The following is a 26,712-nucleotide window of genomic DNA, read 5'->3' on the forward strand; positions in this document are numbered from 1 at the left end:
TCCTTCGTACTGACCCTCGCGGGCTTTCCTCCGGGCGCTTCCTTCGTTCTTGCGTTTCCGACTCTATCAGATCTTTTCCGACCCGATTTCCTCGGTGCTTTCCGGTTCCGGCGCTTTCACGCTTTTCCCTTTCGGCGTTTCCAACCTTACCAGACCTTTTTCGTTCCCCGCTTCTCGAAAGTCGCGGTCGGTTCGAATTTTGATTCCGGTGGCCGTTGGAGGGCCTTTTCCCTTTCGGGCGGACCAGACCATATCAGGTTTCCCGGGTCTGGATTCCCACCACCTGCAGGACCCGTCCAGGCACACGTGTGTGCCTCGGTTCTTGCGGGGTGGAGTCGTCAACGTACTGGAGCGGGGCCCCGGATGCAAATCCGGAGCCCCGCTCCCGCCGTGTCGTCACCGACCTGGCTCAGACCTCGACCACGACCGGGAGGATCATCGGGCGTCGGCGGTAGCCGTCGGAGACCCACTTGCCCAGCGTGCGGCGGATGAGCTGCTGCAGCTGGTGGGGTTCCGCGACGCCGTCCGAGGCGGCCCTGGCGATCGCCTCCTCGATCTTCGGGACCACCGCGGCGAAGGCGGAGTCCTCGATACCGGAGCCCCGGGCGTTGATGTTCGGGCCGCCCACGACCTTGCCCGTGGTGCTGTCCACCACGATGAAGACCGAGATGATGCCCTCTTCGCCCAGGATCCGGCGGTCCTTCAGCGCGCCTTCCGTGACGTCGCCGACCGACAGGCCGTCGACGTACACGTAACCGGCCTGGACCTTGCCGGCGATGCGGGCGCGGCCGTCGATCAGGTCGACGACGACGCCGTCCTCCGCGATGACGATGTGGTCCTTCGGGACGCCCGTCATCGCGCCGAGCTCGGCATTGGCGCGCAGATGGCGCCATTCGCCGTGGACCGGCATGAGGTTCCGGGGGCGGCAGATGTTGTAGAAGTACAACAGCTCGCCCGCGGAGGCGTGGCCCGAGACGTGCACCTTGGCGTTGCCCTTGTGCACCACGTTGGCGCCCCACCGGGTCAGGCCGTTGATCACGCGGTAGACCGCGTTCTCGTTGCCCGGGATGAGGGACGACGCCAGGATCACGGTGTCGCCGGGGACGATCCGGATCTGGTGGTCGCGGTTGGCCATGCGGGACAGCGCGGCCATGGGCTCGCCCTGGGAACCCGTACAGACCAGCACGACCTCGTCGTCCGGCAGGTCGTCGAGGGTCTTCACGTCGACGACCAGGCCGGCCGGCACCCGCAGGTAGCCCAGATCCCGGGCGATGCCCATGTTGCGGACCATGGACCGGCCGACGAAGGCGACCCGGCGACCGTACTCGTGGGCCGCGTCGAGGACCTGCTGGATGCGGTGCACGTGGCTGGCGAAGGACGCGACGATGATCCGCTTGGTGGCGCCGGCGAAGACGCCGCGGATCACGTTGGAGATGTCGCGCTCCGGCGGGACGAAGCCCGGGACCTCGGCGTTCGTGGAGTCCGACAGGAGGAGGTCGATGCCCTCCTCGCTCAGCCGCGCGAACGCGTGCAGGTCGGTGAGCCGGTTGTCCATCGGCAGCTGGTCCATCTTGAAGTCGCCGGTGGCGACGACCAGCCCCGCGGGGGTGCGGATGGCGACCGCGAGGGCGTCCGGGATGGAGTGGTTGACCGCGATGAACTCGCAGTCGAAGTTGCCGAGGCGCTCCCGGTCCCCTTCCTTCACCTCCAGGGTGTAGGGGCGGATGCGGTGCTCCTGGAGCTTCGCCTCGATCAGCGCGAGCGTCAGCTTGGAGCCGATCAGCGGGATGTCCGGCTTCTCCCGGAGGAGGTAGGGGACGGCGCCGATGTGGTCCTCGTGGCCGTGGGTGAGGACGATGCCGTCGATCTGGTCGAGGCGGTCCCGGATGGACGTGAAGTCCGGCAGGATCAGGTCGATGCCCGGCTGCTCCTCTTCGGGGAAGAGGACGCCGCAGTCGACGATCAGGAGGCGGCCGTCGAACTCGAAGACGGTCATGTTCCGGCCGATTTCGCCGAGGCCACCGAGGGGGGTCACACGCAGGCCGCCCTTGGGCAGCTTCGGCGGCGGGCCGAGTTCCGGATGCGGATGGCTCAAAAGACTCTCCTCACCACACGCGCCACGTACCCCTTTAAGGCACGTGGCGCGCGTGACATTCGTGCACTTGCTGTCTGTGTGTGGTGGTGCTTATTCAGTTGTGAAGTCTGGTGTCAGAGCTGTACCCCGCCGGCCGCGAGATCCAGCTTGAGCTGGGCGGTCTCGGCGTCGTTCAGGCCGACCATCGGCAGCCGCAGCGGGCCGGCCGGGAGGCCCTGCAGGGCCAGGGCGGCCTTGGTCGTCATGACGCCCTGGGTGCGGAACATCCCGGTGTAGACCGGGAGCAGCTTCTGGTGGATCTCGGTGGCCTTCTGCACGTCTCCGCCGACGTGGGCCTCCAGCAGGGCCCGCAGGTCGGGGGTGACCAGGTGGCCGACGACGGAGACGAAGCCTACGGCGCCGACGGAGAGCAGCGGGAGGTTCAGCATGTCGTCGCCGGAGTACCAGGCCAGGCCACTGCGGGCGATGGCCCAGCTGGCGCGGCCGAGGTCGCCCTTGGCGTCCTTGTTGGCGACGATGCGGGGGTGCTCGGCGAGGCGGACCATGGTCTCGGTGTCGATCGGGACGCCGCTGCGGCCGGGGATGTCGTAGAGCATCACCGGGAGGCCGGTGGCGTCGGCGATCGCCGAGAAGTGCTGGTACAGGCCCTCCTGGGTGGGCTTGTTGTAGTAGGGCGTGACGGCCAGCAGGCCGTGTGCGCCGTCGCGCTCGGCCTGGCGGGCGAGTTCGAGGGTGTGGTGGGTGTCGTTGGTGCCGATGCCGGCGACGACGTGGGCGCGGTCTCCGACCGCTTCGAGCACGGCTCGTACGAGGTCGCTTTTCTCCGCGTCGTTGGTGGTCGGGGACTCGCCGGTGGTCCCGTTGATGATCAGGCCGTCGTTGCCTGCGTCCACCAGGTGGACGGCGAGCTGCTGCGCGCCGTCGAGGTCGAGTGCGCCATCAGCCGTGAACGGCGTGATCATGGCGGTGAGGACCCGCCCGAAGGGGGTCTGCGGAGTCGAGATCGGAGCCATGGGTAACACGCTACTCGCTGCCATGCTCGCGATGCCCCCTCGGGGGACGTGTACCGGAGGCGGCTCGCAGTCGCGCTTGGAGGTGTTGGAGCCCGGCACTGCCTGCTCGGGGGTTCAAGCAGTGCCGGGTCCGTTTGATCAGCCTAGATGAACTTCACGAAACGTCGCAATACGGACACTTCGGTCTGTGGCTTCGCACATCCGACCGGGCGTGCGTTACGGGGCCACACGGCCGTTCGCATTGAAGGCGGCGTAGGTCAGCGGCATGAGCTTCGCCCAGTGCTGCTCCATCCTCTCGCCCACCATCTCGATCTCCCGCTGCGGGAAGGACGGCACCTTCGCCAGCTCGTGCTGGGTGCGCAGGCCGAGGAAGTGCATCAGCGAGCGGGCGTTGCAGGTGGCGTACATCGACGAGAAAAGTCCCACCGGCAGGACCGAACGGGCCACCTCGCGGGCAACGCCGGCAGCGAGCATCTCCTGGTAGGCCGCGTACGCCTGGCGGTAGGAGTCCTCCATGACCCGGCCGGTCAGCTCCTGCTGCGCCTGGGTGCCCTCGACGAAGACGTACTTGCCCGGACGGCCCTCCTGGACCAGCTTGCGCTCGGCGTCCGGCACGTAGAAGACGGGCTGGAGCTCCCTGTACCGGCCCGACTCCTCGTTGTACGACCAGCCCACGCGGTGCCGCATGAACTCGCGGAACACGAAGATCGGCGCGCTGATGAAGAAGGTCATCGAGTTGTGCTCGAAGGGGCTGCCGTGCCGGTCCCGCATCAGGTAGTTGATCAGGCCCTTGGAGCGCTCGGGGTCCTTCTGCAGCTCTTCCAGCGACTGCTCGCCGGCCGTGGACACCCGGGCGGCCCACAGCACGTCGGAGTCGGTGGCGGCGTGCTTCACCAGTTCGACGGTGATGTCGCTCCGGAAGTCGATCTTCGGCTCGGGGGTCTCGCTCACGAGGTCCTTCCCGTTCGTACGGTCGAGGGGCGCGACCACTCTACGGCGATCGGGGCGCGCCTCCCGCCACTGCCCGGCGGCTCACGCGGGCGGGGGCGGATTTTGGGCAATGCGCGGTAATCCGGCACCGATCGGGATCTCCGCTCGTCCTTACCGGTAGCAGTGTGAACACGCCATCGTGAGGGGTGAGGCCCGAAATGTTCGGTCGGCGCGAGCCAGTTCCGTTCGCCTTCGTCGCCGAGGCGGAGCGTTTCCGCAGTAACGTCACTCCACCGCCCCGGGAGCGCCTGAGCGCGGCGCAACTCGCCGCCCGTACCCTGGTCGGACTGACCGTGGTGGCGGGGCTCGTCGGCTCGCTGGTCTTCGGCATGCCCGCACTGCAGCCGCACGAGGCGCCGGAGAAGGCGCAGCAGTCCGAGGCGGCCGAGGGCCGCTGACGCGCCCGCCGCCGATGTGCACATGAGTGAGGATCAGCCGTGCCCCTGCCCTTTCTGACGGCCGAACCGGAAGACGTCGCGCTGCCCCACGACGACCATGACCGCTGGCGGCGGCCCTACCGGCCGGGCCCCTGGCGCGTGGCCATCGGTGCGGTGCTGCTGCTGATCGCGTCCTTCATGCTGCTCGCCACGATGATCATCGCCTTCGCCGGTGGCTGGAGCGGCGCCGCCGTCTGTCTGGCGGCCGCGCTCGCGGTGGTCGCCGGCACCGCGCGGATGCTGCGGGCCGGGGTGTGGGTGAGCCGTACGGGCCTGCGGCGGGTGTCCTTCTTCGGGACCCGTTCGGTGCCCTGGAGCCAGGTCGGCGAGCTGCGTACGGTGCAGCAGCCGGTGCGCTGGATGGGGCTGCCCCGGACGGTGCAGGGGCAGGCGCTGACCGTGGCGGCGGCCGGCGGCACGCAGCTGCCGGTGCTGTTCACCGACCACGGCCCGGACTTCCTGGCCCGCGCGGAGGCCTTCGAGCGCGCCGTCGACAGCATCGGGGCGTGGGCCGAGGAGTACCGGGGCGTTCCCGCGGGCCGGTGAAACGCGCCGGCCGGCCCCTGGAGGGCCGGCCGCGGCATGGGAGCCCGTACGGGGATCAGACCCGTACGGGCTTCTTGTCGTGCAGGGCGATGGCCCGCTGCATGGCCTTGCGCGCCCGCGGGGTGTCCCGGGCGTCGTGGTAGGCGATCGCCAGGCGGAACCAGGAACGCCAGTCCCCCGGGGTGTCCTCGGTCTCCGCCTTGCGGCGCGCGAAGACCTCGTCGGCGGAGTCCCGCAGGATCCTCCCGTACCGGTCCCGTTCCAGCTCGTCCACCGGCAGTCCGCCCTCCGCCTCCAGCTCCTCGGCGAGCCGGTTGGCCTTGCTGACGAACTGGGTGTTCTTCCAGAGGAACCAGATGCCGATGACCGGCAGGATCAGCACGGCCGCGCCGAAGGTGACGGTCAGCGGGGTGCCGATGCGGATCAGGGCCACGCCCCGGCCTCCGGCCAGGACGAAGTACAGGGCCAGGACGGCCGCGGTGACGAGGTAGGTGATCTTCGCGCGCATGGGGTGCTCAGCTCAGGTCGAGGAAGTGTTCCAGGCCGAAGGTGAGGCCCGGGGTCTGCGGCACACGGCGGGCGCCGAGCAGGATGCCCGGCATGAAGCTGCTGTGGTGCAGGGAGTCGTGACGGATGGTGAGGGTCTCGCCCTCGCCGCCGAGCAGGACCTCCTGGTGGGCCAGCAGGCCGCGGAGCCGTACGGCGTGGACCGGTACGCCGTCCACGTTCGCGCCGCGCGCGCCGTCGAGGGCGGTGGCCGTGGCGTCGGGCTGCGGGGCGCAGCCTGCCTTCGACCGGGCCTCGGCGATGAGCTGGGCGGTGCGGGTGGCGGTGCCGGAGGGGGCGTCCACCTTGTTCGGGTGGTGCAGTTCGACGACCTCGACGGATTCGAAGTAGCGGGCCGCCTGGGCGGAGAACTTCATCGTGAGGACGGCCCCGATGGAGAAGTTGGGGGCGATCAGCACGCCGGTCTCCGGGGAGGCGGAGAGCCAGGTGTCCAGCTGGGCGAGGCGGTCCTCGGTCCAGCCCGTGGTGCCGACCACGGCGTGGATGCCGTGGCGGATGAGGAAGTCGAGGTTCCCCATCACCGAGCCGGGGGTGGTCAGCTCGACGGCGACCTGGGCCCCGGTCTCGACCAGGGTCTCCAGCTTGTCGCCGCGGCCGAGCGCGGCCACCAGTTCCATGTCCTCGGCGGCCTCCACGGCCTTGACCGCCTCGGAGCCGATGCGGCCCTGGGCCCCGAGTACCGCCACGCGCAGCTTGCTCATGATCTTCGCTTCCTTCACTCCGTACGGACTACGCGACCGCTTCGTCGAGGCGGGCCGCCTGCTTCTCCTTGAGCGGGCCGATCACCGACAGCGACGGTCGCTGTGCCAGTACATCCTGCGCGACGGCGCGGACGTCGTCCGGGGTCACCGCGGCGATGCTGGTCAGCATGTCGTCGACGGACATCTGGGTGCCCCAGCACAGCTCGCTCTTGCCGATGCGGTTCATGAGGGCGCCGGTGTCCTCCAGGCCGAGGACGGTGGAGCCGGAGAGCTGGCCGACGGCCCGCTTGATCTCCTCGTCGGTGAGGCCCTCGGAGGCCACCTTGTCGAGTTCGTCGCGGCAGATCCGGAGCACGTCGTGGACCTGGCTGGGGCGGCAGCCGGCGTAGACGCCGAAGAGGCCGGTGTCGGCGAAGCCGGAGGTGTACGAGTACACGCTGTAGGCCAGGCCGCGCTTCTCGCGGACCTCCTGGAAGAGCCGGGAGGACATGCCGCCGCCGAGGGCGGTGTTCAGGACGCCCAGGGCCCAGCGGCGGTCGTCGGTGCGGGCCAGGCCCGGCATGCCGAGGACCACGTGGGCCTGCTCGGTCTTCCGGTGGACCAGGTCGACCCGGCCGGCGGTGCGGCGCCGCTTGGTGCCGCCGCGGGGGCCGGTGGGGACGGCGTCGGTGCGGCCGAGCGCGCCGGCGTTCTCGAAGGCGGCGCGGACCTGGCGGACCACCTTGGCGTGGTCGACGTTGCCGGCGGCGGCGACGACCAGGTGGGTGGGGTCGTAGTGCTTCTTCCAGAAGCGGGCGATCTGGTCGCGGGTGAGCGCGTTGATCGTGTCCACGGTGCCCAGGACGGGGCGGCCCAGCGGGCTGTTGCCGAACATGGTCTCGGCGAAGAGGTCGTGGACCATGTCGCCGGGGTCGTCCTCGGTCATGGCGATCTCTTCGAGGATGACCCCGCGCTCGGCGTCGACGTCCGATTCCAGGATGAGGGAGCCGGTGAGCATGTCGCAGACCACGTCGATGGCCAGCGGCAGGTCGGTGTCGAGCACCCGCGCGTAATAGCAGGTGTACTCCTTCGCCGTGAAGGCGTTCATCTCGCCGCCGACGGCGTCGATGGCGGAGGAGATGTCGAGGGCGGACCGCTTCTTGGTGCCCTTGAAGAGGAGGTGCTCCAGGTAGTGCGTGGCGCCGTTGAGGACGGGGGTCTCGTCCCGGGAGCCGACGTTCACCCAGATGCCGAAGGTCGCGGAGCGGACCGAGGGCAGTGTCTCGGTGACGACGCGCAGTCCGCCGGGAAGGACGGTGCGCCGGACGGTGCCGATGCCGTTCTCGCCCTTGAGCAGGGTTTGGGTACGGGCGACGGCCCGCCCCTCCGAAGAGGGGCGGGCCGTCACACGGGAACTACGCGACGTCACTTGTCGGAATCGTCCTTGTCAGCCTCGTCGGCGGCGTCCTCGCCCTCGATCACGGGGATCAGGGAGAGCTTGCCGCGCTGGTCGATCTCGGCGATCTCGACCTGGACCTTGGTGCCGACCGCGAGCACGTCCTCGACGTTCTCCACGCGCTTGCCGCCGGCGAGCTTGCGGATCTGCGAGATGTGCAGCAGACCGTCCTTGCCCGGGAGCAGGGAGACGAAGGCACCGAAGGTGGTGGTCTTGACGACCGTACCCAGGTAGCGCTCGCCGACCTCCGGCATGGTCGGGTTGGCGATGCCGTTGATCGTGGCGCGGGCGGCCTCGGCGGCCGGGCCGTCGGCGGCACCGATGTAGATGGTGCCGTCGTCCTCGATCGTGATCTCGGCGCCGGTGTCCTCCTGGATCTGGTTGATCATCTTGCCCTTGGGGCCGATGACCTCACCGATCTTGTCCACGGGGATCTTGACGGTGATGATCCGCGGGGCGTTCGGGGACATCTCGTCCGGGGTGTCGATCGCTTCCATCATCACGTCGAGGATGTGGAGGCGGGCGTCGCGGGCCTGCTTGAGGGCCGCGGCCAGGACGGAGGCCGGGATGCCGTCCAGCTTGGTGTCGAGCTGGAGGGCGGTGACGAACTCCTTGGTGCCGGCGACCTTGAAGTCCATGTCGCCGAAGGCGTCCTCCGCACCGAGGATGTCGGTGAGGGCGACGTAGTGCGTCTGGCCGTCGATCTCCTGGGAGATCAGGCCCATGGCGATGCCGGCGACGGGGGCCTTGAGCGGCACACCGGCGTTCAGCAGCGACATGGTGGAGGCGCAGACCGAGCCCATGGACGTCGAACCGTTGGAGCCGAGGGCCTCGGACACCTGGCGGATCGCGTAGGGGAACTCCTCGCGGGTCGGGAGGACCGGCACGATCGCGCGCTCGGCGAGCGCGCCGTGGCCGATCTCGCGGCGCTTCGGCGAACCGACGCGGCCGGTCTCGCCGACGGAGTACGGCGGGAAGTTGTAGTTGTGCATGTAGCGCTTGCGGGTCACCGGGGAGAGGGTGTCCAGCTGCTGCTCCATGCGGAGCATGTTGAGGGTGGTGACGCCCAGGATCTGGGTCTCGCCACGCTCGAACAGCGCCGAGCCGTGCACGCGCGGGATGGCCTCGACCTCGGCGGCGAGGGTACGGATGTCCGTGATCCCGCGGCCGTCGATGCGGACCTTGTCCTTGATGACGCGCTCGCGCACCAGGGCCTTGGTCAGGCTGCGGTAGGCGGCGGAGATCTCCTTCTCGCGGCCCTCGAAGGCCGGGAGGAGCTTCTCGGCGGCGATCTCCTTGACGCGGTCCAGCTCGGCCTCGCGGTCCTGCTTGCCCGCGATGGTCAGCGCCTGGGACAGCTCGCCCTTGACGGCGGCCGCGAGGGCCTCGTACACGTCGTCCTGGTAGTCCAGGAAGACCGGGAACTCGCCCTCGGGCTTGGCGGCCTTGGCGGCCAGGTCGGCCTGGGCCTTGCAGAGGACCTTGATGAACGGCTTGGCGGCCTCGAGGCCCGCCGCGACGATCTCCTCGGTGGGCGCCTCGGCGCCTCCCTTGACCAGGGCGATGGTCTGCTCGGTGGCCTCGGCCTCGACCATCATGATCGCGACGTCGCCGTCCTCCAGGACGCGGCCCGCGACGACCATGTCGAAGACGGCGTCCTCGAGCTCGGTGTGCGTCGGGAAGGCGACCCACTGGCCGCGGATCAGCGCGACGCGGACGCCGCCGATCGGGCCGGAGAAGGGCAGGCCGGCCAGCTGGGTGGACGCGGACGCGGCGTTGATCGCGATGACGTCGTACAGGTGGTCGGGGTTGAGCGCCATGACCGTGGCGACGACCTGGATCTCGTTGCGCAGGCCCTTCTTGAAGGACGGGCGCAGCGGGCGGTCGATCAGGCGGCAGGTGAGGATCGCGTCCTCGGAGGGGCGGCCCTCGCGGCGGAAGAAGGAGCCGGGGATCTTGCCGGCCGCGTACTGGCGCTCCTCGACGTCCACCGTGAGGGGGAAGAAGTCGAGCTGGTCCTTGGGCTTCTTCGACGCGGTGGTCGCAGAGAGGACCATCGTGTCGTCGTCCAGGTAGGCAACGGCGGAGCCGGCGGCCTGGCGGGCCAGACGGCCCGTCTCGAAGCGGATGGTGCGGGTGCCGAAGGCGCCGTTGTCGATGACGGCCTCGGCGTAGTGGGTCTCGTTCTCCACTAGCGTTTTCTCCATTTTCGTCGTCTCCGTCCTCCGCCCGTGTGGCGGGGGACGGTCGGAGAAGCGCGCCTTGCGTGCGGGCCGGTCTTCGATCGAAGCACCCGGGATTGGGGCCCGTACGGGCTCTCCGGATGCCACTACCGAGGACCGGCGGTGCGTAGGGAGGGCGCTCCCCCTCTTCATTTGTGCTTCGGGTGTGCGTTGCGACCAGACTACAAAGCGTCCGGTACGTCCCGCACGTACAGCAAAGGGAGCGGTCCCCTAAGCGTGGGAACCGCTCCCTTCACAGCGTCTTACTTGGCGCCCGCGGCACCGCGGCGGATGCCGAGGCGCTCCACCAGCGTACGGAAGCGCTGGATGTCCTTCTTGGCCAGGTACTGCAGAAGGCGGCGGCGCTGGCCGACCAGGATCAGCAGACCACGGCGGGAGTGGTGGTCGTGCTTGTGGGCCTTGAGGTGCTCGGTCAGGTCCGAGATCCGGCGGGAGAGCATCGCGACCTGGACCTCGGGGGAGCCGGTGTCGCCCTCCTTGGTGCCGAACTCGGCGATGATCTGCTTCTTCGTGGCGGTGTCGAGCGACACTGTTACTCCTCGTGAGTGAACATTGCCTCCGAGTGCCCCAGGTCTGCTTCTCTGAGGAGCTTCCGTAACTCGGGAGGCGGGGTCGGTGCTCCGTCCGCGGCTGATGATCAGCGCGTTCGGGCGCAGCCCGAGGGGTGAACCCGGGGCGCATGCACAAACGACCGTCACACAGCGTACCAGGCCGCGGGGAGGCCGGTCTCAGCTGGTGAGAGAACGGGCCTGGGTGAAGACGTCGAGCACGGCCAGGCAGAGCGGGACCAGGCTGAGCAGTACCGCCGCCTCGGCGAGGTCGAGGGTACGGCCCCAGAAGGGTGAGAGGCCCTTGCGGGGGATGACCAGGCCGATGCCGGCGAGGAGCGCCGCGCCGGCGGCCACGGCGGCGGAGAGCCAGATCGTGCGCAGGTCCAGGCCACCGCTCTCGCCGGTCTTGGCGAGCTGGAGGACCAGCTCCCGGGGCGGGTTCAGGGCGAGGCCCAGGACGAGCAGGGCGATGGCGGCGAGGCCCGCGGCCAGGGCGCAGACCACCTGCGAGGTGTACCGGAAGAGGCGGGCCCGCAGCAGCATGGCCAGGCCGGTGGCCAGGGCCAGCAGCTTGCCCCAGGTGTTGTCGGAGAAGCCGAGTACGGCGGCGGAGCCGACGGCGACCGCGGCGCAGCCGCCGACCAGGCCGAGCAGCATCTCGTGGCCGCGGCGGGCCTGGGCGGCGATCAGCTCGGCGTCGAGCGGGGTGACGGGGTCGGAGCCCTCTGCGGTCTGGTCGCCGTAGGGGTCGGTGTCGTAGCCGTCGGAGCCCGGGTACTCCTCGGTGGAGCTCTGCGGGGCGGCGTAGCCGATGGGCAGGCGGGCGAAGCGGGCGGAGAGGCCCGGGAGGAAGGCGACCAGGCCGATCGCGACGGGGGCGCAGACCGCGGCGGTGGCGGTGGCGGTGGCCGAGGTGACGATCGCCAGGAAGGTGGCGAGGGTGCCGGTGGCCGCGAGGAAGGTGGTGGCGACGAACAGGGCGTCGCCGCTGGGGGTGAGCGCGACCAGGATGACGGAGGCGACCAGGACGGTCACGCAGCCGAGCAGGAACTGGAGGCGGCCGGGGCCCTCGCCCTCGGCGGGGGCGAGGATGCCGGAGCCGGCGATCAGCAGCTGCGGAAGGGCGCCGAGGCCGAGGACGACGGCGGAGCCGCGGTCCCGGTAGACCCGGGCGCGGACGCCGGCCGCGGCGGTGAGGAGCAGACCGGCGGCTCCGGCGATGATGCCGGGCAGCCCGTGCATGTCGTGGCGGACCGGGTCGGCGTACCAGAGGACGAAGCCCAGCAGGACGAAGAGCACGGCGGCGGCGGTGAGGCCGGCGGCGCGCAGCATGTCGTCGCTCCAGCGGTGCCGGTCGCGGACCACGGCCGAGGCGACGGCGTCGGCGACGTCGTCGAAGACGGCGGGCGGCAGGGATTCGGCGAAGGGGCGGAGGCTGAGCACCTCTCCGTCGAGGATCGTCTGTGCGGCGAGGGTGCGTGCGCCGTCCAGGACCGAGCCGTCACGGCGGACCAGATGGAAACCGGTGGGGCTGCCGACGGGCTGGGTCTGCCCGGTGAGGCGGAGCAGTTCCGGGTAGACGTCGGCGACGGCGATGTCCTCGGGGAGCGCGACGTCTATGCGGCTGTCCGGGGCCACCACGGTGACCCTCACGAAACCGGTCGCCTGGCCCGTACTCACCTGTGTGACCCCCATGTTCGGTGGCTGCTTCGCGGATGCGCATGAATGCGCGCGCCACCCTACCGGCAGTGGGGGTGACTGTCGGCAAGTAGGATCACCATCCCCCGGCCACCGCCGGGATGACGTCCCGTCCGTCTTCGAGGGATTGATGCTCCGGTGAGCCAGATCGTCGTCAAACGACCGCCGCGGTCCCTGCCGCCCGAGGTCCCTTCGGACGAACTGCGGCTGGAACCTCCGCCGGAGCTTCCGCGCGGGCAGCAGGAGGGTGTTGCGATGCAACTCCTGCCGCTGCTCGGCATGGGCTCGTCGGTGGTGTTCTTCTTCATGCCCACCGGCATGCCGTTCATGAAGATCATGGGCGTGCTGATGCTGGTGTCCACCGTCGCGATGGTGATCGCGCAGCTCGTGCGGTACCGCAAGGGTACGCAGGGGCAAATGGCAGATGTGCGACGGGACTACCTGAAATACCTCGCGCAGACCCGCCGTCAGGTGCGGCGCACGGCGCGGGCGCAGCGGGACGCGCAGCTCTATCTGCACCCGGCCCCCGAGCAGTTGTGGTCGGTGGTGGCGGAGGGCTCGCGGCTGTGGGAGCGGCGGGTCGGCGACCAGGACTTCGGGCAGGCCCGGCTGGGGCTGGGTCCCCAGCGGCTGGCGACTGCGCTGATCGCTCCGGAGACGGCACCGGTGGACGAGCTGGAGCCGTTGACGGCGGGCGCGATGCAGCGCTTCCTGAAGATCCATTCCTCGCTGGACGCGCTGCCGGTGGCGGTGTCGATGCGGGCGTTCTACCACGTGGCGGTGTCCGGTGAGCCGGAGTCGGCGCGGAGCACGGCGCGGGCGCTGGTGGCGCAGCTGGCGACCCTGCACTCCCCCGAGGACCTGCTGGTGGCCGTGGTGGCGGCGCCGGACGCGGTGCCGCACTGGGACTGGGTGAAGTGGCTGCCGCACACGCAGGTGTCCGGACAGCCCAACGGATACGACGGGGCCGGTACGAAGCGCCTGTTCGGCGACGACCTGGCCGAGGTGGAGGGGCTGCTGGGTTCCCGGCTGGACGGGCGGCCGCGGTTCAGCCGGGACGTTTCGCCGGTGCTGGACCAGCCGCACGTCGTGCTGGTGCTGGACTCGGACGCGCGCGGCGGACTGGTTCCGCCGGACTCGGTGTTCGCGGCGGCCGAGGGCCTGCAGGGCGTGACCATCGTCGAGGTGGTGGCGGGCGAGCTGGACGAGCCGCGGGGCGGGCTCTCGGTCGTGGCGCGGCCGGGCCGGCTGCTGCTGGAGTCGGGTGGCGGCGTCGCCTACGAGGGCACCCCGGACGGGCTGTCGCTGCCGGCGGCGGAGGCGCTGGCCCGGCAGCTGGCGCCGCTGCGCACCGGCGGTGGTGACGAGGACGAGCCGCTGCTGGCCAACCTGGACTTCACCGACCTGCTGAACCTGGGCGACGCCGCGTCGATCGACGTGGCGCGGACCTGGCGGCCGCGGTCGGCGGGCGAGCGGCTGCGGGTGCCCATCGGCGTGGGCGTGGACGGTGCGCCGGTGATGCTGGACCTGAAGGAGGCCGCGCAGGAGGGCATGGGCCCGCACGGGCTGTGCGTGGGCGCGACCGGTTCCGGCAAGTCGGAGCTGCTGCGCACGCTGGTGCTGGGCCTGGCGGTCACGCACACCTCGGAGACGCTGAACTTCGTCCTCGCGGACTTCAAGGGCGGTGCGACGTTCACCGGGATGTCGCAGATGCCGCACGTGGCGGCGGTCATCACCAACCTCGCGGACGACCTGACGCTGGTCGACCGCATGGGCGACTCGATCCGCGGTGAGCTGCAGCGCCGGCAGGAGCTGCTGCGGTCGGCGGGCAACTACGCGAACATCCACGACTACGAGAAGGCGCGGGCGGCGGGTGCTCCGCTGGAGCCGCTGGCCTCGCTGGTGCTGGTCATCGACGAGTTCTCCGAACTCCTCACCGCCAAGCCCGACTTCATCGACATGTTCATCCAGATCGGCCGGATCGGCCGGTCGCTGGGCGTGCACCTGCTGCTGGCCTCGCAGCGCCTGGAGGAGGGCAAGCTGCGCGGCCTGGACACGTACCTGTCGTACCGGATCGGTCTGCGGACCTTCTCCGCGGCGGAGTCGCGGACGGCGATCGGCGTGCCGGACGCGTACCACCTGCCGTCGGTGCCGGGTTCGGGCTACCTGAAGTTCGGCACGGACGAGATGGTGCGGTTCAAGGCGGCGTACGTGTCGGGGGTGTACCGCTCGGGCGGCCCGGACCTGTCGGTCGGGCAGTTCCCGGTGGAGCGGCGCCCGGTGCTGTTCACGGCGGCGCCGGTGCCGGTGGTGTACGCGGCTCCGGACCCGGCGTACCTGGCGGCCCCGGCGGAGTCCCGGGAGGACGACGCGCTGGCGGACACGGTGCTGGACGTGATCGTGGGCCGGCTGGAGGGTCAGGGCGTGCCCGCCCACCAGGTGTGGCTGCCGCCGCTGGACCAGGCGCCGCCGCTGGACCAGCTGCTGCCGGCGCTGGCGGTGAACGAGGCGCGCGGGCTGCACGCGGAGGGCTACACGCGGCCGGGCGGGCTGGTCGTGCCGCTGGGCCTCATCGACAAGCCGTTCGAGCAGCGGCGCGAGGTGCTGTACCGGGACTTCTCCGGCGCGGCCGGCCACATGATGGTGATCGGCGGTCCGCAGTCCGGCAAGTCGACGCTGATGCGGACGCTGATCTCGTCGTTCGCGCTCACCCACACCCCGCGCGAGGTGCAGTTCTACGGGCTGGACTTCGGCGGTGGCGGTCTGTCGGCGGTGCAGGACCTGCCGCACGTGGGCGGGATCGCGTCCCGGCTGGACCCGGAGCGGGTGCGGCGTACGGTCGCGGAGGTCGCGGGCATCCTGAACCGGCGGGAGGAGTTCTTCCGGGCGAACAGCATCGACTCGATCGCCACCTACCGGCGCCGGCGGGCGGCGGGCGAACTGCCGGGCGAGCCGTGGGGCGACGTGTTCCTGGTCGTCGACGGCTGGGGCGGCTTCCGCAGCGAGTACGAGGGCCTGGAGCCGGTGGTCACCGACATCGCGGGACGCGGTCTGGGCTACGGCATCCACGTGGTGGTCACCGCGGCGCGGTACATGGAGGTGCGGGCCGCGCTCAAGGACCAGATGCTGAACCGGCTGGAACTGCGGCTCGGTGACGTCATGGACTCGGAGTTCGACCGGAAGGTCGCGGCGAACGTGCCGCCGGGCATGCCGGGCCGCGGCCAGGTGGCGGAGAAGCTGCATTTCCTCGGCGCGCTGCCGCGGACCGACGGCTCGCACTCCGCGGACGACCTGTCGGAGGGCACGGCCGCGTTCGTGGCGGCGGTGCAGGCGGGCTGGTCGGGTCCGTCGGCGCCGGGGGTGCGGCTGCTGCCGCGGCTGCTGCACGCGGACCAGCTACCCAAGGGCGGCGAGTACCCGGGCCGCGGGATCGCGTTCGGCATCGACGAGACCGATCTGGAACCGGTGTTCGTGGACTTCGAGACCGACCCGTTCTTCCTGGTGTTCGGCGAGAGCGAGTCCGGCAAGACGAACCTGCTGCGGCTGATCGCGCAGCAGATCGCCCAGCGGTACACCCCCGACCAGGCACGGCTGGTGGTCGGCGACTACCGGCGGACGCTGCTGGGCGCGCTGCCGGAGGAGCACCTGCTGGAGTACGCGCCGATGGCGAGCTCCCTGCAGATGCACATGGAGGCACTGGGCGGGGTGTTCTCGCGGCGGCAGCCGCCGGACGACGTCACCCCGCAGCAGCTGCGCGACCGCAGCTGGTGGACCGGCCCGGACGTGTTCATCATCATCGACGACTACGACCTGGTGGCGACCAGCCAGGGCAACCCGCTGGCCCCGCTGGTGGAGTACCTGCCGTTCGCCCGGGACACCGGTGTCCGGTTCATCATCGCCCGGAGTTCGGCGGGCGCCTCGCGGGCCATGTACGAGCCGTTCATGCAGCGGATCAAGGAGCTGGGCGCGCAGGGCGTGGTACTGGCCGGTGACCCCTCCGAGGGCGACCTGATCGGCAACGTCCGGCCGCGGCCGATGCCGCCGGGCCGGGGCTACTTCGCCTCGCGGAAGCGCGGCACCTCGCTGGTGCAGCTGGGCCGGATGCCGGGGATGTGAGCCCCCGCCCGGGGCGGATCCGGGCGAACACGGCCACGGGCGCGGCCCGTGGCCGGATAATCGGGGGCGGCGGACGCCACACGGCGGACGCCGCACCACCGAGGGGAAGGCCGCCCATGGGCACTCAAGCGGAGAAGGACGAGCTGTACGGGCTCGACATCAGCGGTGCGGAGTGGGAGGGACCGCCCGGGACCAGCCCCGACGAGGAGCGGGTGGAGATCGCGCACCTGCCGGGCGGCGGGGTCGCCATGCGGTCCTCGCTGGACCGGGAGACCGTGCTCCGCTACACCGCGGCCGAGTGGGAGGCGTTCGTGCTCGGCGCCCGGGACGGCGAGTTCGACATCGAGACGCCGTAGGTCCGCCGGTACGGGAAAGGGGCGCGCCCGGTGCGGGCGCGCCCCTTCCGTGTTCGCCGGGCACGCGTGTGGCGGCACGTGGTGCCGGGCGGGAGGCTCAGAAGGCCTCGGTGAAAAGGCGCGAGGCCTTCACGTCGGTGGCGCGGTAGTCGCCCTTGCCCTGCTCGATGATCTTGGCGACGTTCTCGAGGGTGTCGCGCATGTGCTCGGCGCGGCCCTTGTACTTGGCCTGGAGCTGGACGTACTGCGCGTGCGCCTCACCGTCCCAGGTGTCGGTGACGACCTTCAGCGCCGTGTCCATCTCGTTCAGATCGTCGACGATCTTCTTGGAGACGGCGCGAATGCGGTTCGCCATCTCCTGGACGCTCTCGTACCGGACCTTCATCTGGCCCTGGTCACCGGCCATGTTCTTCTCCTTAGTGCTGGGCGGACGCTTCCGAAAGGACGGTGGTCCGTCAGATGCCGTTCAGACCGGACGAGTTGGCGGACTGGGCCTTGATGCTGTTGAAGGCCGCGCGCACGTCGTCGTCCTGGGCGTTGCTGAGGTTCTTGGTTTCGGCCACCGCGTGGTGCAGCACGCCGAGGAGGCGGCGGATCGCGTCGTGGTCCTCGTTCACCATGGTCTGCGCCGTGACGAAGCCCGAGGCACCCGAACCGGTCCAGCCGGCACTCACCGTGGCGAGGATGTCGGCCAGCTCGCGCGCCTGCGTGGTGACGGCGTTGGCGGTGCTGTTGATCTTGTTCTTCGCCTGGACGATCGGATCGTCTGCGAGTCCGAAACCGCCTGCAGGGTTACTCATCTTCAAGCTCCTCACTTCTTAATTCACTGACCCGACCGGCGTGGTTACGTCAGTCCCCCGATCACAGTCGTGAAGGCTGTTGTCACTCTAGTCAGTTCATCTGCCCGTCCCAACACCGGCACGGGCGTGCTGTAGGCGAACTGTGACGGTTCACTGCAAACGACGACGGCGGTTCCGGGCATCCCGGACGACCACGGCCGTACCCGCGATGACGGCGATCAGAACGGCGGCCGTGCCCAGCGCGTAGGTGCCGAGCCGCTCCTCTCGTTCCTGCGCCGTCTCGGTCAGTTGCAGCGGGGCCACGTCGGGCGCGGCGGCCGGCGGCGGACCGGGGTCCGGGACCGGGGCCTTGGGCCGCTCGTGGTCCTGGGTGACCGCCCGCACCGGGTCGACGACACCCCAACCGACGTAGTCGTCACGGCCCTTGACGGACCGTTCGGCGGTCTGCTGGATCTGCCAGATGATCTCTTCCGGGGTCCAGTCCTTGTGCTGGGCCTTCAGCAGCGCCGCGACCCCGGCGACGTACGGGGCGGAGAAGCTCGTGCCGTTGTCGACGCACTGGCCGAAACGAGGGACGGTGGACAGCATGTCGACGCCGGGCGCGGCGACCGCGAGGAAGGTGCCCGGCTGTGAGAACGCCGCCCGCTCGTTGTTGCGGTCGGAGGCGCCGACCGCGAGCACCTTGGGGTAGGCCGCCGGGTACGTCTTGCGCTTCTGGCCGTTGAGGCCGTCGTTGCCGGCCGAGGCGACGATCAGCACGTTCTTGTCCACCGCGCGCTTGACCGCCTGGCCCAGCATGGAGTTCTCGCCCAGCGGGGCGTCGGTGTCCTGCGAGATGTTGATGATGTGGGCGCCCTTGTCCACCGCGTGGTCGATGGCCTTGCTGAGGCTCTCCGCGTTGCCCTTGCCCTGCCCGTCGTTCTGCCGGATCGGGATGATGGTGGCCTCGGGGGCCAGGCCGACGAAGCCGGTGCCCTTGTTGGGGCGGGCCGCGATCAGGCCGGCGACCTTGGTGCCGTGGCCCACCGTGTCGTTGGTCCCGTCCCCCTTGCCGTCGATGAAGTCCTTGCCCGCGCCCACGTCGAGGGCGCCGCTGAGCTGGGGGTTGACCCGGTCGACGCCGGTGTCGATCACCGCGACCCGGACGTCCTTGCCCTTGCTCTCCGCCCACAGTTCGTCGAGCAGCAGCCGCTGCAGGGCCCACGGGCGGCCGGGGGTCTGCTTCTTCATGGGGAAGGTGCACTCGCCCGCGCCGGACAGCGTCAGCGCGGCGGCGGGGCTTCCGGTCCGGGGGGCTGCGGCACCGGTGGTGCCGAGGGCGGCGGTCAGGGCCAGGGCGGCCGCCAGGCGCGCCGCCCGGAGCGGCCGGGACTCCGGCCGGTGTGTCGTCGCTGTCGCCGCCTTCATCGGATTCGCCGGAGTCGGCGGAGTCGCCGGATTCGGCGGTGTCGTTGGATTCAGTGGTGTCATCGGCGGGCGTCCCGTCCTCACGAACCCTGCGGCTGGCGGGCCGCGTTGGTGTCCAGGCGGGGGCCCTTGGAGAGGAACTCCGACCAGGTGATGGGCACCAGGGCCGGGGCCACGTCCTTGTAGCCGAGCCGCGCCTGGGCCTGGCTGGCCTCCGGAGCGCCGTCCGACTTGCCCTTGCCGTCCTCCGTCCCGGGCTGCGGGGAGGCTCCGATCCCGGACTGCTCCGCGTCGCTGTCGCCGTTGGCCTGGACGGCGTACCGCAGGCCGGTGTCGGTGACCAGGAAGAGGGAACCGCCGCCCTTGGCCTGCTTGCCCTGGAACTGGGTGTAGAGCAGGCCCGAGCCGGGGGTGACGTACGAACTGGTGCCGCTGGCGCTGATGTCCACGGGGTAGCCGGGGCCCGCCCAGGTGCTCAGGGTGGTCCTGCCCTGGCCGTCGACGGAACGCAGCACGTTGCAGACGGTGCTGCGGGGGCCGCCCTGGGCGGCGCTCGCGGCGGCCGCGCCCGTGCTCCCGTTGACCTGGCTGGACTGGGTCCTGGGCCAGCGCTTCTTCTCGTAGAACTGGGTGCCGTCCGGGCGGATCGACTGGAGGTCGACCTCCTTCGCCCGGCCGTTCATGTTCAGGCGCTCCGCGGCGGGCGAGTTGATGAGCAGCCAGGCCGTGAAGGAGGAGACCCGGGAGACCTTGCCCGCCTGGACGACGAAGTGCTGCGGGCCCGAGCCGGTGCGGGCCAGCAGCACCATGCCCACCCGGTTGTCGGCCGTGGCCAGGCCCTCCGCCTTGGCGTCCTCGCCGGGCTTGCCGTCGAGCTTGGGGAAGGCCAGGTCCTCGCCCGTGTTGAGCGTCTCCAGCCACTGCGGGGTGACCTGCTGCGGGGTGCCGGTGCCGACCAGGGCCATGGTGAGGGTGGCCGCGTCGGGCGTGCCCTCCGGGAACTTGTACTTGGTGCCGGCGGAGTCGACCAGGTAGCGCACGGTGACCTCGCCGCCGTCCGGCCGACGCGTCTTGGCCTGGACGTAGAGCACCTGACCGTCGTTCAGCCTGCGCTGGTCGTCCATCAGGCCCGCCTCGCGGGAGGCCAGCACGAACGCGGCGGTCTGCACGCCCTTGTTGTTGCCGCCGGGCTGCTGACAGACGGCCCAGCGCTTGGCCTCGCCCGCGTCCTTGGCCGAGGGCAGCCGGTCCGGGGCGTAGGGGATGCCGATGATGGGGCCGCGCGGCGGTGTGCCGCCGTCCAGGATCTTGTCGTCGACCTGGATGACGTCGAACTTGCCCGGGTCGAGGAGGAGTCGGGCGGAGGACAGGTTGAGCACCGGGTGCAGGCGGGGCTTCCCGTCCGTGTTGAGCACCACGTAACGGGTGGTCGAGGTCTTGCCGACGATCACCTTGGTGCCGGGCTTGTCCCACTCCTTGGGGGCCTGCGGCTTGAACATGCCCCAGGCCCCGAACCCGGCGAGCACCAGGGCGCCCACGACCAGGCCGGGCACCACGGCCCGCAGCGGGCGCGGGGCGCCCTCCTCGGTGCCGGTGGCGGACGGCTGGAGGAACGCGGCCACCGAACGGCGCTTCGCAAAGGTGTACGCGTTGAGTTCGTCGCGTCGTGATGCCATGGCCGCCTGCTTCTCCCCGCCCGGCCCGGTCGGTGGGTACGGTCCCCGGGCCTCGATTGTCGGACCGGGCACCTACTATGCCTGTTGACGAAGGGGTTGTACGGGGCGGGTAGGGTGAGGCGGCCGCTCGGGGCCTTCCTGTGCCGCTCGTTGCCTCCCGTTGCCTCCCGTTCCGGTCCCATCTGGGCCCGTTGGGGCGGATCGGGAGATTCCGGCGAGCCGCGGAAACCGTCCGCACCGCTCCGGTGCGCGCGGGGGCGCCCGGGGGCGGGGCCGTGGAAGGGGAGGTGTGCCGGAGATGGCCATCGCGACGGAACAGCGCGCTGCCGCGGCCGCGCCGCCGCGCGGCGGGGTGACGCCGCATCCGAAGTCGAGCCCGGGCCGGTTCGGCCCGTTCCGATTGCAACAGCTCGTGTTGCTGCAGGTCGCCGCCGCGTTGCTGGTGGCCGCCTGGGTGGTCGATCCGCTGCTGCTGGCGCCCGCCGGCGTGGCGGCCGCCGTCCTGCTGGTCCTCGCGGTCGTACGACGGCACCAGCGGTCCCTGCCCGAGTGGATCGGTACCGCCGTGTCCCTGCGGGGGCGGCGCCGACGGGCCGCGGCGTTCACCGTGCCGGCCGGCACCGAGCCGGGACTGGCCCCGGTGGTCGAGGCGGAACCGGCGCTGCGTACGTACACCTTCAGCGACCGCGACCGGCGGCCCGTCGGGATGATCGGCGACGGCACCTTCCTGACCGCCGTGGTGCAGGTCGACATGGACGCCACCGCGCTGCGGCCGGACCGCTCGGCGCGGCCGCTGCCGCTGGGCATCGTCCGGGACGTGCTCGAAGTGGACGGGATCCGGCTGGAGTCGGCGCAGCTGGTGCAGCACACCCAGCCCGCGCCCGCCCCGCACCTGCCCGCGCAGTCGATGGCGGCGCGCAACTACGCGCCCCTGCAGGCCCGGACCGGCACGCCGGCCGTCCGGCTGACCTGGGTGGCGCTCAAGCTGGATCCGGAACTGTGCCCGGAGGCGGTGGCCGCGCGCGGCGGCGGCCTGACGGGCGCGCAGCGGTGCGTGGTGCGGGTGGCCGACCAGCTCGCCAGCCGGCTGGCCGGCGCGGGCTTCCGGGCGACCGTGCTGACCGAACAGGAACTGACCGCGGCGCTGGCGACGTCCACCTGCGCGAACCCGATGGCCATCACCCAGGCCGGCCGGTCCACGAGCACCGGGCGGCGCACCGAGGAGACGGCGCGGGCCTGGCGCTGCGACGACCGGCGGCACACCACGTACTGGCTGTCCCGCTGGCCCGAACTGGGCGGCGGGGCGGCTCCGCTCCCGCAGTTCGTGGCGCTGCTCACGTCGCTGCCCGCGCTGGCGACGAACTTCAGCCTGACGCTGGCTCCGGCCGACCGGCACGGGGTGACGGTGAGCGGGCACGTACGGGTGACCGGCCGGAGTGACGAGGAACTGGTGGCGGCGCGACGGGAGCTGGAGCGGACGGCACGCGGGATCAAGGCCGGCCTGGTCCGGCTGGACCGCGAGCAGGTGCCGGGGCTGCTTGCGTCGCTTCCGCTGGGAGGTGCGCGATGAGCGGGGTGCGCGGAGTGCGTACGGGGCGCGGGGCGGGACGCGGCGGCGGCACTGCGGGCGCGGGGCGCGGCCGCGGCGGCGCGTCGGGGCTCGGGGGAACGGGCGCCGGGCATGAGGCGGGTGCCGGGCAGCCGTCCGGCGCCGGCTCCGGCGCCGGTACTGGTTCCGGCCGGATCGGGTACGGGCTGCTCGGGCCGCGGCGCGAGCGGCACACGATATCCGCGGCCGAACTGGACGCACTGGCCGTACCGGTCGGCGACGACGGGGTGGTCATCGGGGTCGACTCGGAGGGCCGTCCGGCGGTGCTCGGCGTCAACCGGCCCACGCCGTACGAGGTGACGCTGATCGGCGGCCTGTGGACGGCGCAGGTACTGGCGCTGCGGGCCGCTGCGACGGGGGCCCGGGTCGCGGTGGAGACCGGCCGGGCCCAGGTGTGGTCCGCGCTGGCGCAGGCCGCGGGCGGCGGGCAGCAGTGCGTGACCCTGCACGAGGTGGGCCGGGTCCCGCCGCAGGGCGCCTCGGCGGGCAGTCCGGTCCTGGTGGTCCGGGACTGCGGCATGCGGCCGCCGCGCGGGCGCGTGGTGGCGGGCCCCTGGCAGTCGGTGCTCACTCTGCTCCCCTACCTGAGCCCGACGGCGCCGCGGTTGCTGCGACAGTCCTCGCTGGTCGGGGTGCAGCGGGTGTCACCGGACGAGGCGGAACAGATCGGCCGCCTGATGAACCTGCCCCGGCCGGCGGTGGAATCCCTGCCGACGCTGGGCGACGGCGTGACCCTGTGGTGCACCGGCCGCGACCGCCAGTTCGTGATGACCCAGGGCACCGAGGCCGAGTCCGGCCTCCTGGGCCCCGCGCGACGGATCGACTGACGGCGGTTCGGCTGACGGCGGCTCGGCTGACGGCGGAGGGCCGAGGGGTGAGGGCCGAGGGGTGAGGGGTGTGTCGCGGGCCCCTTTTCGGTGGCCCGCCCCGGGCCCGCGCCGCGGTAGGAGCGAGGCCCTTACCGGTGGGGCTTGTGACACCCTGCACAGGTGACAGGGAGCCGGGGGCAGTTCCTTGGCCCGCCAGGCCGGCCGGCGCACGGCGGTTGTGGTCGGCGGCCCCGCCCCGGGGCACCGCGAGTCGTCCGGACTCGGGCACCGGCGTGGTGCGGGGGACAGCAGACGGGCCACCGGGCCGGACGGGGTACCACTGCGCAGCGGCTGCGCCGGGTCCGGGTGGGGAGGGACTGTGCGGACCTGCCCTGGATCCCGGCGCCGGACGTCCGCGCCATTAGGCTGACCGTGGGCGCGTCGTCTCGTGCGGACGCCCGAACGGCTTGAACGGCGGAACGGGACCGAGGGCCCGACCAGACCAGGAGGACGAAGTGAACGGCGATCGGAACGAGAGCCGCGGCGGGGCGTGGGACGTCCCGACGGACGATCAGTCCGACGCGGAGCCCGAGCTGACGGGCGAGTTCACCATCGACTACACCCCGCCCGCCTGGTACACGCAGAACGCGTCGGCCGCGGCGGTGCCGGACCTCCCGGCGGGCAGCGGCTTCCAGCCGCACCGCCCGGACGATGTGTCCGCGCCGTCCACGACCCGGCCGGCCCCGCCGTCGCGCCCCGCGGACCCGACGCCCTCGCCGGCGGCCGGTACTCCGGTCGGCCCGGGCGGGCAGGGCGATCCGGAGGCTGCGGGCCGGCCCTCGCCCCTGCCTGGAGCGCCGCTCTCCGACCTGCCGGGCAACCCGGCGCCGTACCGGGCCGCGCCCGGGGGCGGTGACGCCCCGGGGCTGTCCCCCGCGAGCGGGACGCCGTACCCGGCCGTCTCACCCGCCGGGGGTACGGCCTCCGTGCCCGCCCCCGCCAACACCCCCGACGTGCACGCGCCGTACGCGCAGACGCCTGCCGCCGGTGAGGCCGGCGGGACGTCCCCTGCGGGTGCTCCGCCGTTCCCGTCCGCTCCGCCCGTCGCGGGTGCGCCCGTGGCGGCCCCGGCCGACGCACCGGTGGCGTACCCGTCGACCCCTCCGGGCGGGATTCCGTACTCTGCCGCCGGTGGCGAGGCCGCGGGTCTGTCCCCCGCAGGTGGGACGCCGTTCCCGGTGGCCTCCCCCGCCGGGGGTACCCCTCCCGTACCGGCGCCGGTCGATGGCTCCGGCGTTCCTGCGGCGTACCCGGGTGTTCCGGCCGACGCGGACAGCGATCCGTACCGGGCGGTCGCCGCCGACGGTGAGGGCGGGCTCAGCCTGGCCAAGACCTCCGAGACCTCCGAGACCTCCGGTGTCTCCTACACGGCCACCCCGCCGAACGGCACCCCGCTGCCCGCCGCTCTCGTGGATGCGGCCGCCGGTGAGCCGGGACCGGCTCCGGTCTGGCCCGGGAGCGCGGGTGAAGCGAAGTCCGGTGACGCCGCTTCACCCGTTCCGGCGAGCGGCGATCTGGCCGCCGTACCGCAGGACGCCGTACCGGCCGAGGCCGACCGGCAGGCGTGGGGTGTGCCGGCGCCGCAGGACGAACCGTCTTCGGCCGAGCCCGCGTTCACCGCTGCCGGGCCCGAGGACCGCAGGCCGGACGCCCCGGCCGTCGCGGCCGACGGACACGAGGTCCCGTCCGTACCACCGCAGGCCCCCGCCTCGTACGACTTCCCGCCGGCGCAGCCGCAGGCCGCTCCTGCCGGGTACGGCTTCCCACCCGTGCAGGCGCAGCCCCCGGCGCCGCAGCCCGAACCGCACCCCACGCCCGACGGATACGGCTTCCCGCCGCCGCAGCCCCAGCAGGTGCGGCCCGGAGCGCAGCCGCCCGCCGGGTACGGGTTCCCGCAGCCGCAGGTGCAGCAGCAGCCGCAGCCCGGCGCACCCTGGGGTGCGCAGCCGGGTACGCCGGCACCGGCACCCGTGGATCCGCAGCACCAGCCGCAGCCGGGGCAGCAGCCGTTCCAGCAGCCGCAGGGTGACCCCCGGCTCAACCAGCAGTGGGCGCCGCAGAACGAGGGCCCCGTCGGGCAGGGGGGTCCGGGCGGTCAGGGCGGTCCGGGCAGCCCCTTCGCCGCAGGTGGTGGTCCCGCCGGTCCCGTCGGCCCTGCCGGACCGGGCGGCATCGCAGGCCCCGGCCCCGCAGGCCCCGGCGGTCCCGCCGCGCACGATCCCCGCTACCAGGGCGCGCCCGGCGCCGGTGCGCCGCTCGGCTACACCGCCGCCGTGGAGCTCTCCTCCGACCGCCTGCTGCGCAACAAGCAGAAGCCCAAGAGCAACCGGCCCGCCGGCGGCGGCTCCCGCTTCCGGCTGGGCGGCAAGGCCGCCGAGGCGGAGCGCCGCCGCAAGCTGGAGCTGATCCGCACCCCCGTGCTGTCCTGCTACCGCATCGCGGTCATCAGCCTCAAGGGCGGTGTCGGCAAGACCACGACGACCACCGCCCTCGGCGCCACCCTCGCCTCCGAGCGCCAGGACAAGATCCTCGCCATCGACGCGAACCCGGACGCCGGCACCCTCGGCCGCCGTGTGCGCCGCGAGACCGGCGCCACCATCCGCGACCTCGTGCAGGCGATCCCGTACCTGAACTCCTACATGGACATCAGGCGGTTCACCTCCCAGGCCCCCTCCGGTCTGGAGATCATCGCCAACGACGTGGACCCGGCCGTGTCGACCACGTTCAACGACGAGGACTACCGGCGCGCGATCGAGACCCTCGGCCGCCAGTACCCGATCATCCTCACCGACTCGGGCACCGGGCTCCTCTACTCCGCCATGCGCGGGGTCCTGGATCTCGCCGATCAGCTGATCATCATCTCGACGCCGTCCGTGGACGGTGCGTCGAGTGCGAGCACCACGCTCGACTGGCTCTCCGCGCACGGCTACGCCGACCTGGTCTCGCGCTCCATCACCGTCATCTCGGGGGTCCGCGAGACCGGCAAGATGATCAAGGTCGAGGACATCGTGCAGCACTTCGAGACCCGCTGCCGGGGCGTGGTCGTGGTGCCGTTCGACGAGCACCTCTCCGCCGGTGCCGAGGTCGACCTCGACATGATGCGGCCCAAGACCCGCGAGGCGTACTTCAACCTGTCGGCGCTGGTCGCGGAGGACTTCGTACGGGCACAGCAGGCGCGCGGGCACTGGGCCCAGCCGGGTCAGCACCAGGCGGGCCAGCCGCAGCAGCCGTACGGGCAGCCGGGGCAGCCCGCCCCGAACGGTCCGCAGCAGCCGCCGCAGCAGCCCTACGACCAGCCGTACCAGCAGCCGCCGCAGCAGCCGTACGGGCAGCCGCAGCCGGGGCAGCCCCAGCCCTACCCGCAGCAGCAGCCCCCGCAGCCGTACCCGCAGCAGCCGGGCCAGCCGGGCCAGCCGCCGTACGGACAGCCCCAGCAGCCCCAGCAGCCGGGGCCGGGCTGGCCGCAGCAACAGCCGCCGCAGGATCCCCGCCAGGACCCGCGGCAGCCGCGCTGAAACGCCGAGGGCCCGTACCGTTCCCCGTGGGACGGTACGGGCCCTCGCCCGTCAGCCGGTTCCGCGGATCGGCCCGCGGATCGGCCCG

20 protein-coding genes are annotated in these 26,712 nt (G+C 71.9%); 7 read left to right on the forward strand and 13 right to left on the reverse strand.

Annotated elements, in window-relative coordinates; genetic code table 11:
• Positions 1-409 precede the first annotated feature (409 nt).
• The 3 genes from AC067U_RS27235 to thyX all read right to left on the reverse strand — a co-directional run bounded on the left by AC067U_RS27235 (position 410) and on the right by thyX (position 4,059).
• Positions 410-2,095 carry a ribonuclease J gene (locus AC067U_RS27235; RefSeq protein ID WP_478832423.1) on the reverse strand — a complete coding sequence of 562 codons (1,686 nt, stop codon included), beginning with the start codon at positions 2,093-2,095 and terminating at the stop codon, positions 410-412.
• 113 nt (positions 2,096-2,208) lie between these two features.
• A complete protein-coding gene (gene dapA / locus AC067U_RS27240; protein WP_478832424.1) occupies positions 2,209-3,108 on the reverse strand; it encodes a 4-hydroxy-tetrahydrodipicolinate synthase in 900 nt (299 codons plus the stop codon).
• Between the two features lie 216 nt (positions 3,109-3,324).
• Complete coding sequence (gene thyX, locus AC067U_RS27245; protein WP_478832425.1) at positions 3,325-4,059, reverse strand: FAD-dependent thymidylate synthase; 735 nt, start codon at positions 4,057-4,059, stop codon at positions 3,325-3,327.
• Positions 4,060-4,256: 197 nt separating this feature from the next.
• Between thyX and AC067U_RS27250 the strand changes: the two genes are divergently transcribed.
• Both AC067U_RS27250 and AC067U_RS27255 read left to right on the forward strand, forming a co-directional pair.
• Positions 4,257-4,496: a hypothetical protein gene (locus AC067U_RS27250; RefSeq protein ID WP_478832426.1), complete on the forward strand. Its 240-nt coding sequence runs from the start codon at positions 4,257-4,259 to the stop codon at positions 4,494-4,496.
• A 39-nt stretch (positions 4,497-4,535) separates the two neighbouring features.
• A complete protein-coding gene (locus tag AC067U_RS27255; RefSeq protein WP_478832427.1) occupies positions 4,536-5,081 on the forward strand; it encodes a PH domain-containing protein in 546 nt (181 codons plus the stop codon).
• A gap of 55 nt (positions 5,082-5,136) precedes the next feature.
• On the opposite strand, the gene AC067U_RS27260 is transcribed toward AC067U_RS27255, so the two are convergent.
• From AC067U_RS27260 to eccD, 6 genes are all read right to left on the reverse strand, one after another.
• On the reverse strand, positions 5,137-5,589 hold the full coding sequence (locus AC067U_RS27260) for a hypothetical protein (RefSeq protein ID WP_478832428.1): 453 nt from the start codon (positions 5,587-5,589) through the stop codon (positions 5,137-5,139).
• A 7-nt stretch (positions 5,590-5,596) separates the two neighbouring features.
• Complete coding sequence (gene dapB, locus AC067U_RS27265; RefSeq protein WP_478832429.1) at positions 5,597-6,349, reverse strand: 4-hydroxy-tetrahydrodipicolinate reductase; 753 nt, start codon at positions 6,347-6,349, stop codon at positions 5,597-5,599.
• Between the two features lie 28 nt (positions 6,350-6,377).
• Positions 6,378-7,757, reverse strand: coding sequence for a M16 family metallopeptidase (locus AC067U_RS27270; protein ID WP_478832430.1), 1,380 nt, complete (start codon positions 7,755-7,757; stop codon positions 6,378-6,380).
• Positions 7,754-9,976, reverse strand: coding sequence for a polyribonucleotide nucleotidyltransferase (locus AC067U_RS27275; protein WP_478832636.1), 2,223 nt, complete (start codon positions 9,974-9,976; stop codon positions 7,754-7,756). The genes AC067U_RS27270 and AC067U_RS27275 overlap by 4 nt, the downstream gene beginning before the upstream one ends.
• A 293-nt stretch (positions 9,977-10,269) precedes the next feature.
• Positions 10,270-10,557 carry a 30S ribosomal protein S15 gene (gene rpsO / locus AC067U_RS27280; RefSeq protein ID WP_150207049.1) on the reverse strand — a complete coding sequence of 96 codons (288 nt, stop codon included), beginning with the start codon at positions 10,555-10,557 and terminating at the stop codon, positions 10,270-10,272.
• A 198-nt stretch (positions 10,558-10,755) separates the two neighbouring features.
• On the reverse strand, positions 10,756-12,273 hold the full coding sequence (gene eccD / locus AC067U_RS27285; protein WP_478832431.1) for a type VII secretion integral membrane protein EccD: 1,518 nt from the start codon (positions 12,271-12,273) through the stop codon (positions 10,756-10,758).
• 141 nt (positions 12,274-12,414) lie between these two features.
• On the opposite strand from eccD, the gene eccCa reads away from it, so the two are divergent.
• Together eccCa and AC067U_RS27295 are read left to right on the forward strand one after the other, a co-directional pair.
• Positions 12,415-16,392, forward strand: coding sequence for a type VII secretion protein EccCa (gene eccCa / locus AC067U_RS27290; RefSeq protein ID WP_478832432.1), 3,978 nt, complete (start codon positions 12,415-12,417; stop codon positions 16,390-16,392).
• 116 nt (positions 16,393-16,508) lie between these two features.
• Complete coding sequence (locus AC067U_RS27295) at positions 16,509-16,748, forward strand: DUF397 domain-containing protein (RefSeq protein WP_478832433.1); 240 nt, start codon at positions 16,509-16,511, stop codon at positions 16,746-16,748.
• Between the two features lie 97 nt (positions 16,749-16,845).
• Here AC067U_RS27295 and AC067U_RS27300 read toward each other — a convergent pair whose 3' ends face one another.
• The 4 genes from AC067U_RS27300 to eccB form a co-directional block, all read right to left on the reverse strand.
• Positions 16,846-17,154 carry a WXG100 family type VII secretion target gene (locus AC067U_RS27300; protein WP_478832434.1) on the reverse strand — a complete coding sequence of 103 codons (309 nt, stop codon included), beginning with the start codon at positions 17,152-17,154 and terminating at the stop codon, positions 16,846-16,848.
• A gap of 49 nt (positions 17,155-17,203) precedes the next feature.
• A complete protein-coding gene (locus AC067U_RS27305) occupies positions 17,204-17,548 on the reverse strand; it encodes a WXG100 family type VII secretion target (RefSeq protein WP_478832435.1) in 345 nt (114 codons plus the stop codon).
• Positions 17,549-17,698: 150 nt separating this feature from the next.
• Entirely contained in the window at positions 17,699-18,955 is a 1,257-nt protein-coding gene (mycP, locus tag AC067U_RS27310; RefSeq protein WP_478832436.1) for a type VII secretion-associated serine protease mycosin, read from the reverse strand.
• Positions 18,956-19,035: 80 nt separating this feature from the next.
• Complete coding sequence (eccB, locus tag AC067U_RS27315) at positions 19,036-20,631, reverse strand: type VII secretion protein EccB (RefSeq protein WP_478832437.1); 1,596 nt, start codon at positions 20,629-20,631, stop codon at positions 19,036-19,038.
• A gap of 298 nt (positions 20,632-20,929) precedes the next feature.
• Between eccB and eccE the strand changes: the two genes are divergently transcribed.
• The 3 genes from eccE (at position 20,930) to AC067U_RS27330 (ending at position 26,624) form a co-directional block, all read left to right on the forward strand.
• Positions 20,930-22,201, forward strand: a complete 1,272-nt coding sequence (gene eccE, locus AC067U_RS27320) for a type VII secretion protein EccE (protein ID WP_478832438.1) — start codon at positions 20,930-20,932, stop codon at positions 22,199-22,201.
• On the forward strand, positions 22,198-23,067 hold the full coding sequence (locus tag AC067U_RS27325; protein ID WP_478832439.1) for a hypothetical protein: 870 nt from the start codon (positions 22,198-22,200) through the stop codon (positions 23,065-23,067). Before eccE ends, AC067U_RS27325 begins: the two co-directional genes overlap by 4 nt.
• A 497-nt stretch (positions 23,068-23,564) precedes the next feature.
• Positions 23,565-26,624 (forward strand): SCO5717 family growth-regulating ATPase, encoded by a 3,060-nt coding sequence (locus AC067U_RS27330; protein WP_478832440.1) that lies wholly within the window; start codon positions 23,565-23,567, stop codon positions 26,622-26,624.
• Positions 26,625-26,712: the final 88 nt, after the last annotated feature.

The organism is Streptomyces sp. NPDC043853 (assembly GCF_056436025.1).

What these genes read in the sequence shown, in the direction of transcription:
- AC067U_RS27305 (WP_478832435.1), bottom strand. Translation starts at nt 17,548, where the DNA reads ATGAGTAACCCTGCAGGCGGTTTCGGACTCGCAGACGATCCGATCGTC.
- AC067U_RS27260 (WP_478832428.1), bottom strand. Translation starts at nt 5,589, where the DNA reads ATGCGCGCGAAGATCACCTACCTCGTCACCGCGGCCGTCCTGGCCCTG.
- eccB (WP_478832437.1), bottom strand. Translation starts at nt 20,631, where the DNA reads ATGGCATCACGACGCGACGAACTCAACGCGTACACCTTTGCGAAGCGC.
- eccD (WP_478832431.1), bottom strand. Translation starts at nt 12,273, where the DNA reads ATGGGGGTCACACAGGTGAGTACGGGCCAGGCGACCGGTTTCGTGAGG.
- AC067U_RS27295 (WP_478832433.1), top strand. Translation starts at nt 16,509, where the DNA reads ATGGGCACTCAAGCGGAGAAGGACGAGCTGTACGGGCTCGACATCAGC.
- dapB (WP_478832429.1), bottom strand. Translation starts at nt 6,349, where the DNA reads ATGAGCAAGCTGCGCGTGGCGGTACTCGGGGCCCAGGGCCGCATCGGC.
- AC067U_RS27325 (WP_478832439.1), top strand. Translation starts at nt 22,198, where the DNA reads ATGAGCGGGGTGCGCGGAGTGCGTACGGGGCGCGGGGCGGGACGCGGC.
- mycP (WP_478832436.1), bottom strand. Translation starts at nt 18,955, where the DNA reads ATGAAGGCGGCGACAGCGACGACACACCGGCCGGAGTCCCGGCCGCTC.
- dapA (WP_478832424.1), bottom strand. Translation starts at nt 3,108, where the DNA reads ATGGCTCCGATCTCGACTCCGCAGACCCCCTTCGGGCGGGTCCTCACC.
- eccE (WP_478832438.1), top strand. Translation starts at nt 20,930, where the DNA reads ATGGCCATCGCGACGGAACAGCGCGCTGCCGCGGCCGCGCCGCCGCGC.
- AC067U_RS27250 (WP_478832426.1), top strand. Translation starts at nt 4,257, where the DNA reads ATGTTCGGTCGGCGCGAGCCAGTTCCGTTCGCCTTCGTCGCCGAGGCG.
- AC067U_RS27300 (WP_478832434.1), bottom strand. Translation starts at nt 17,154, where the DNA reads ATGGCCGGTGACCAGGGCCAGATGAAGGTCCGGTACGAGAGCGTCCAG.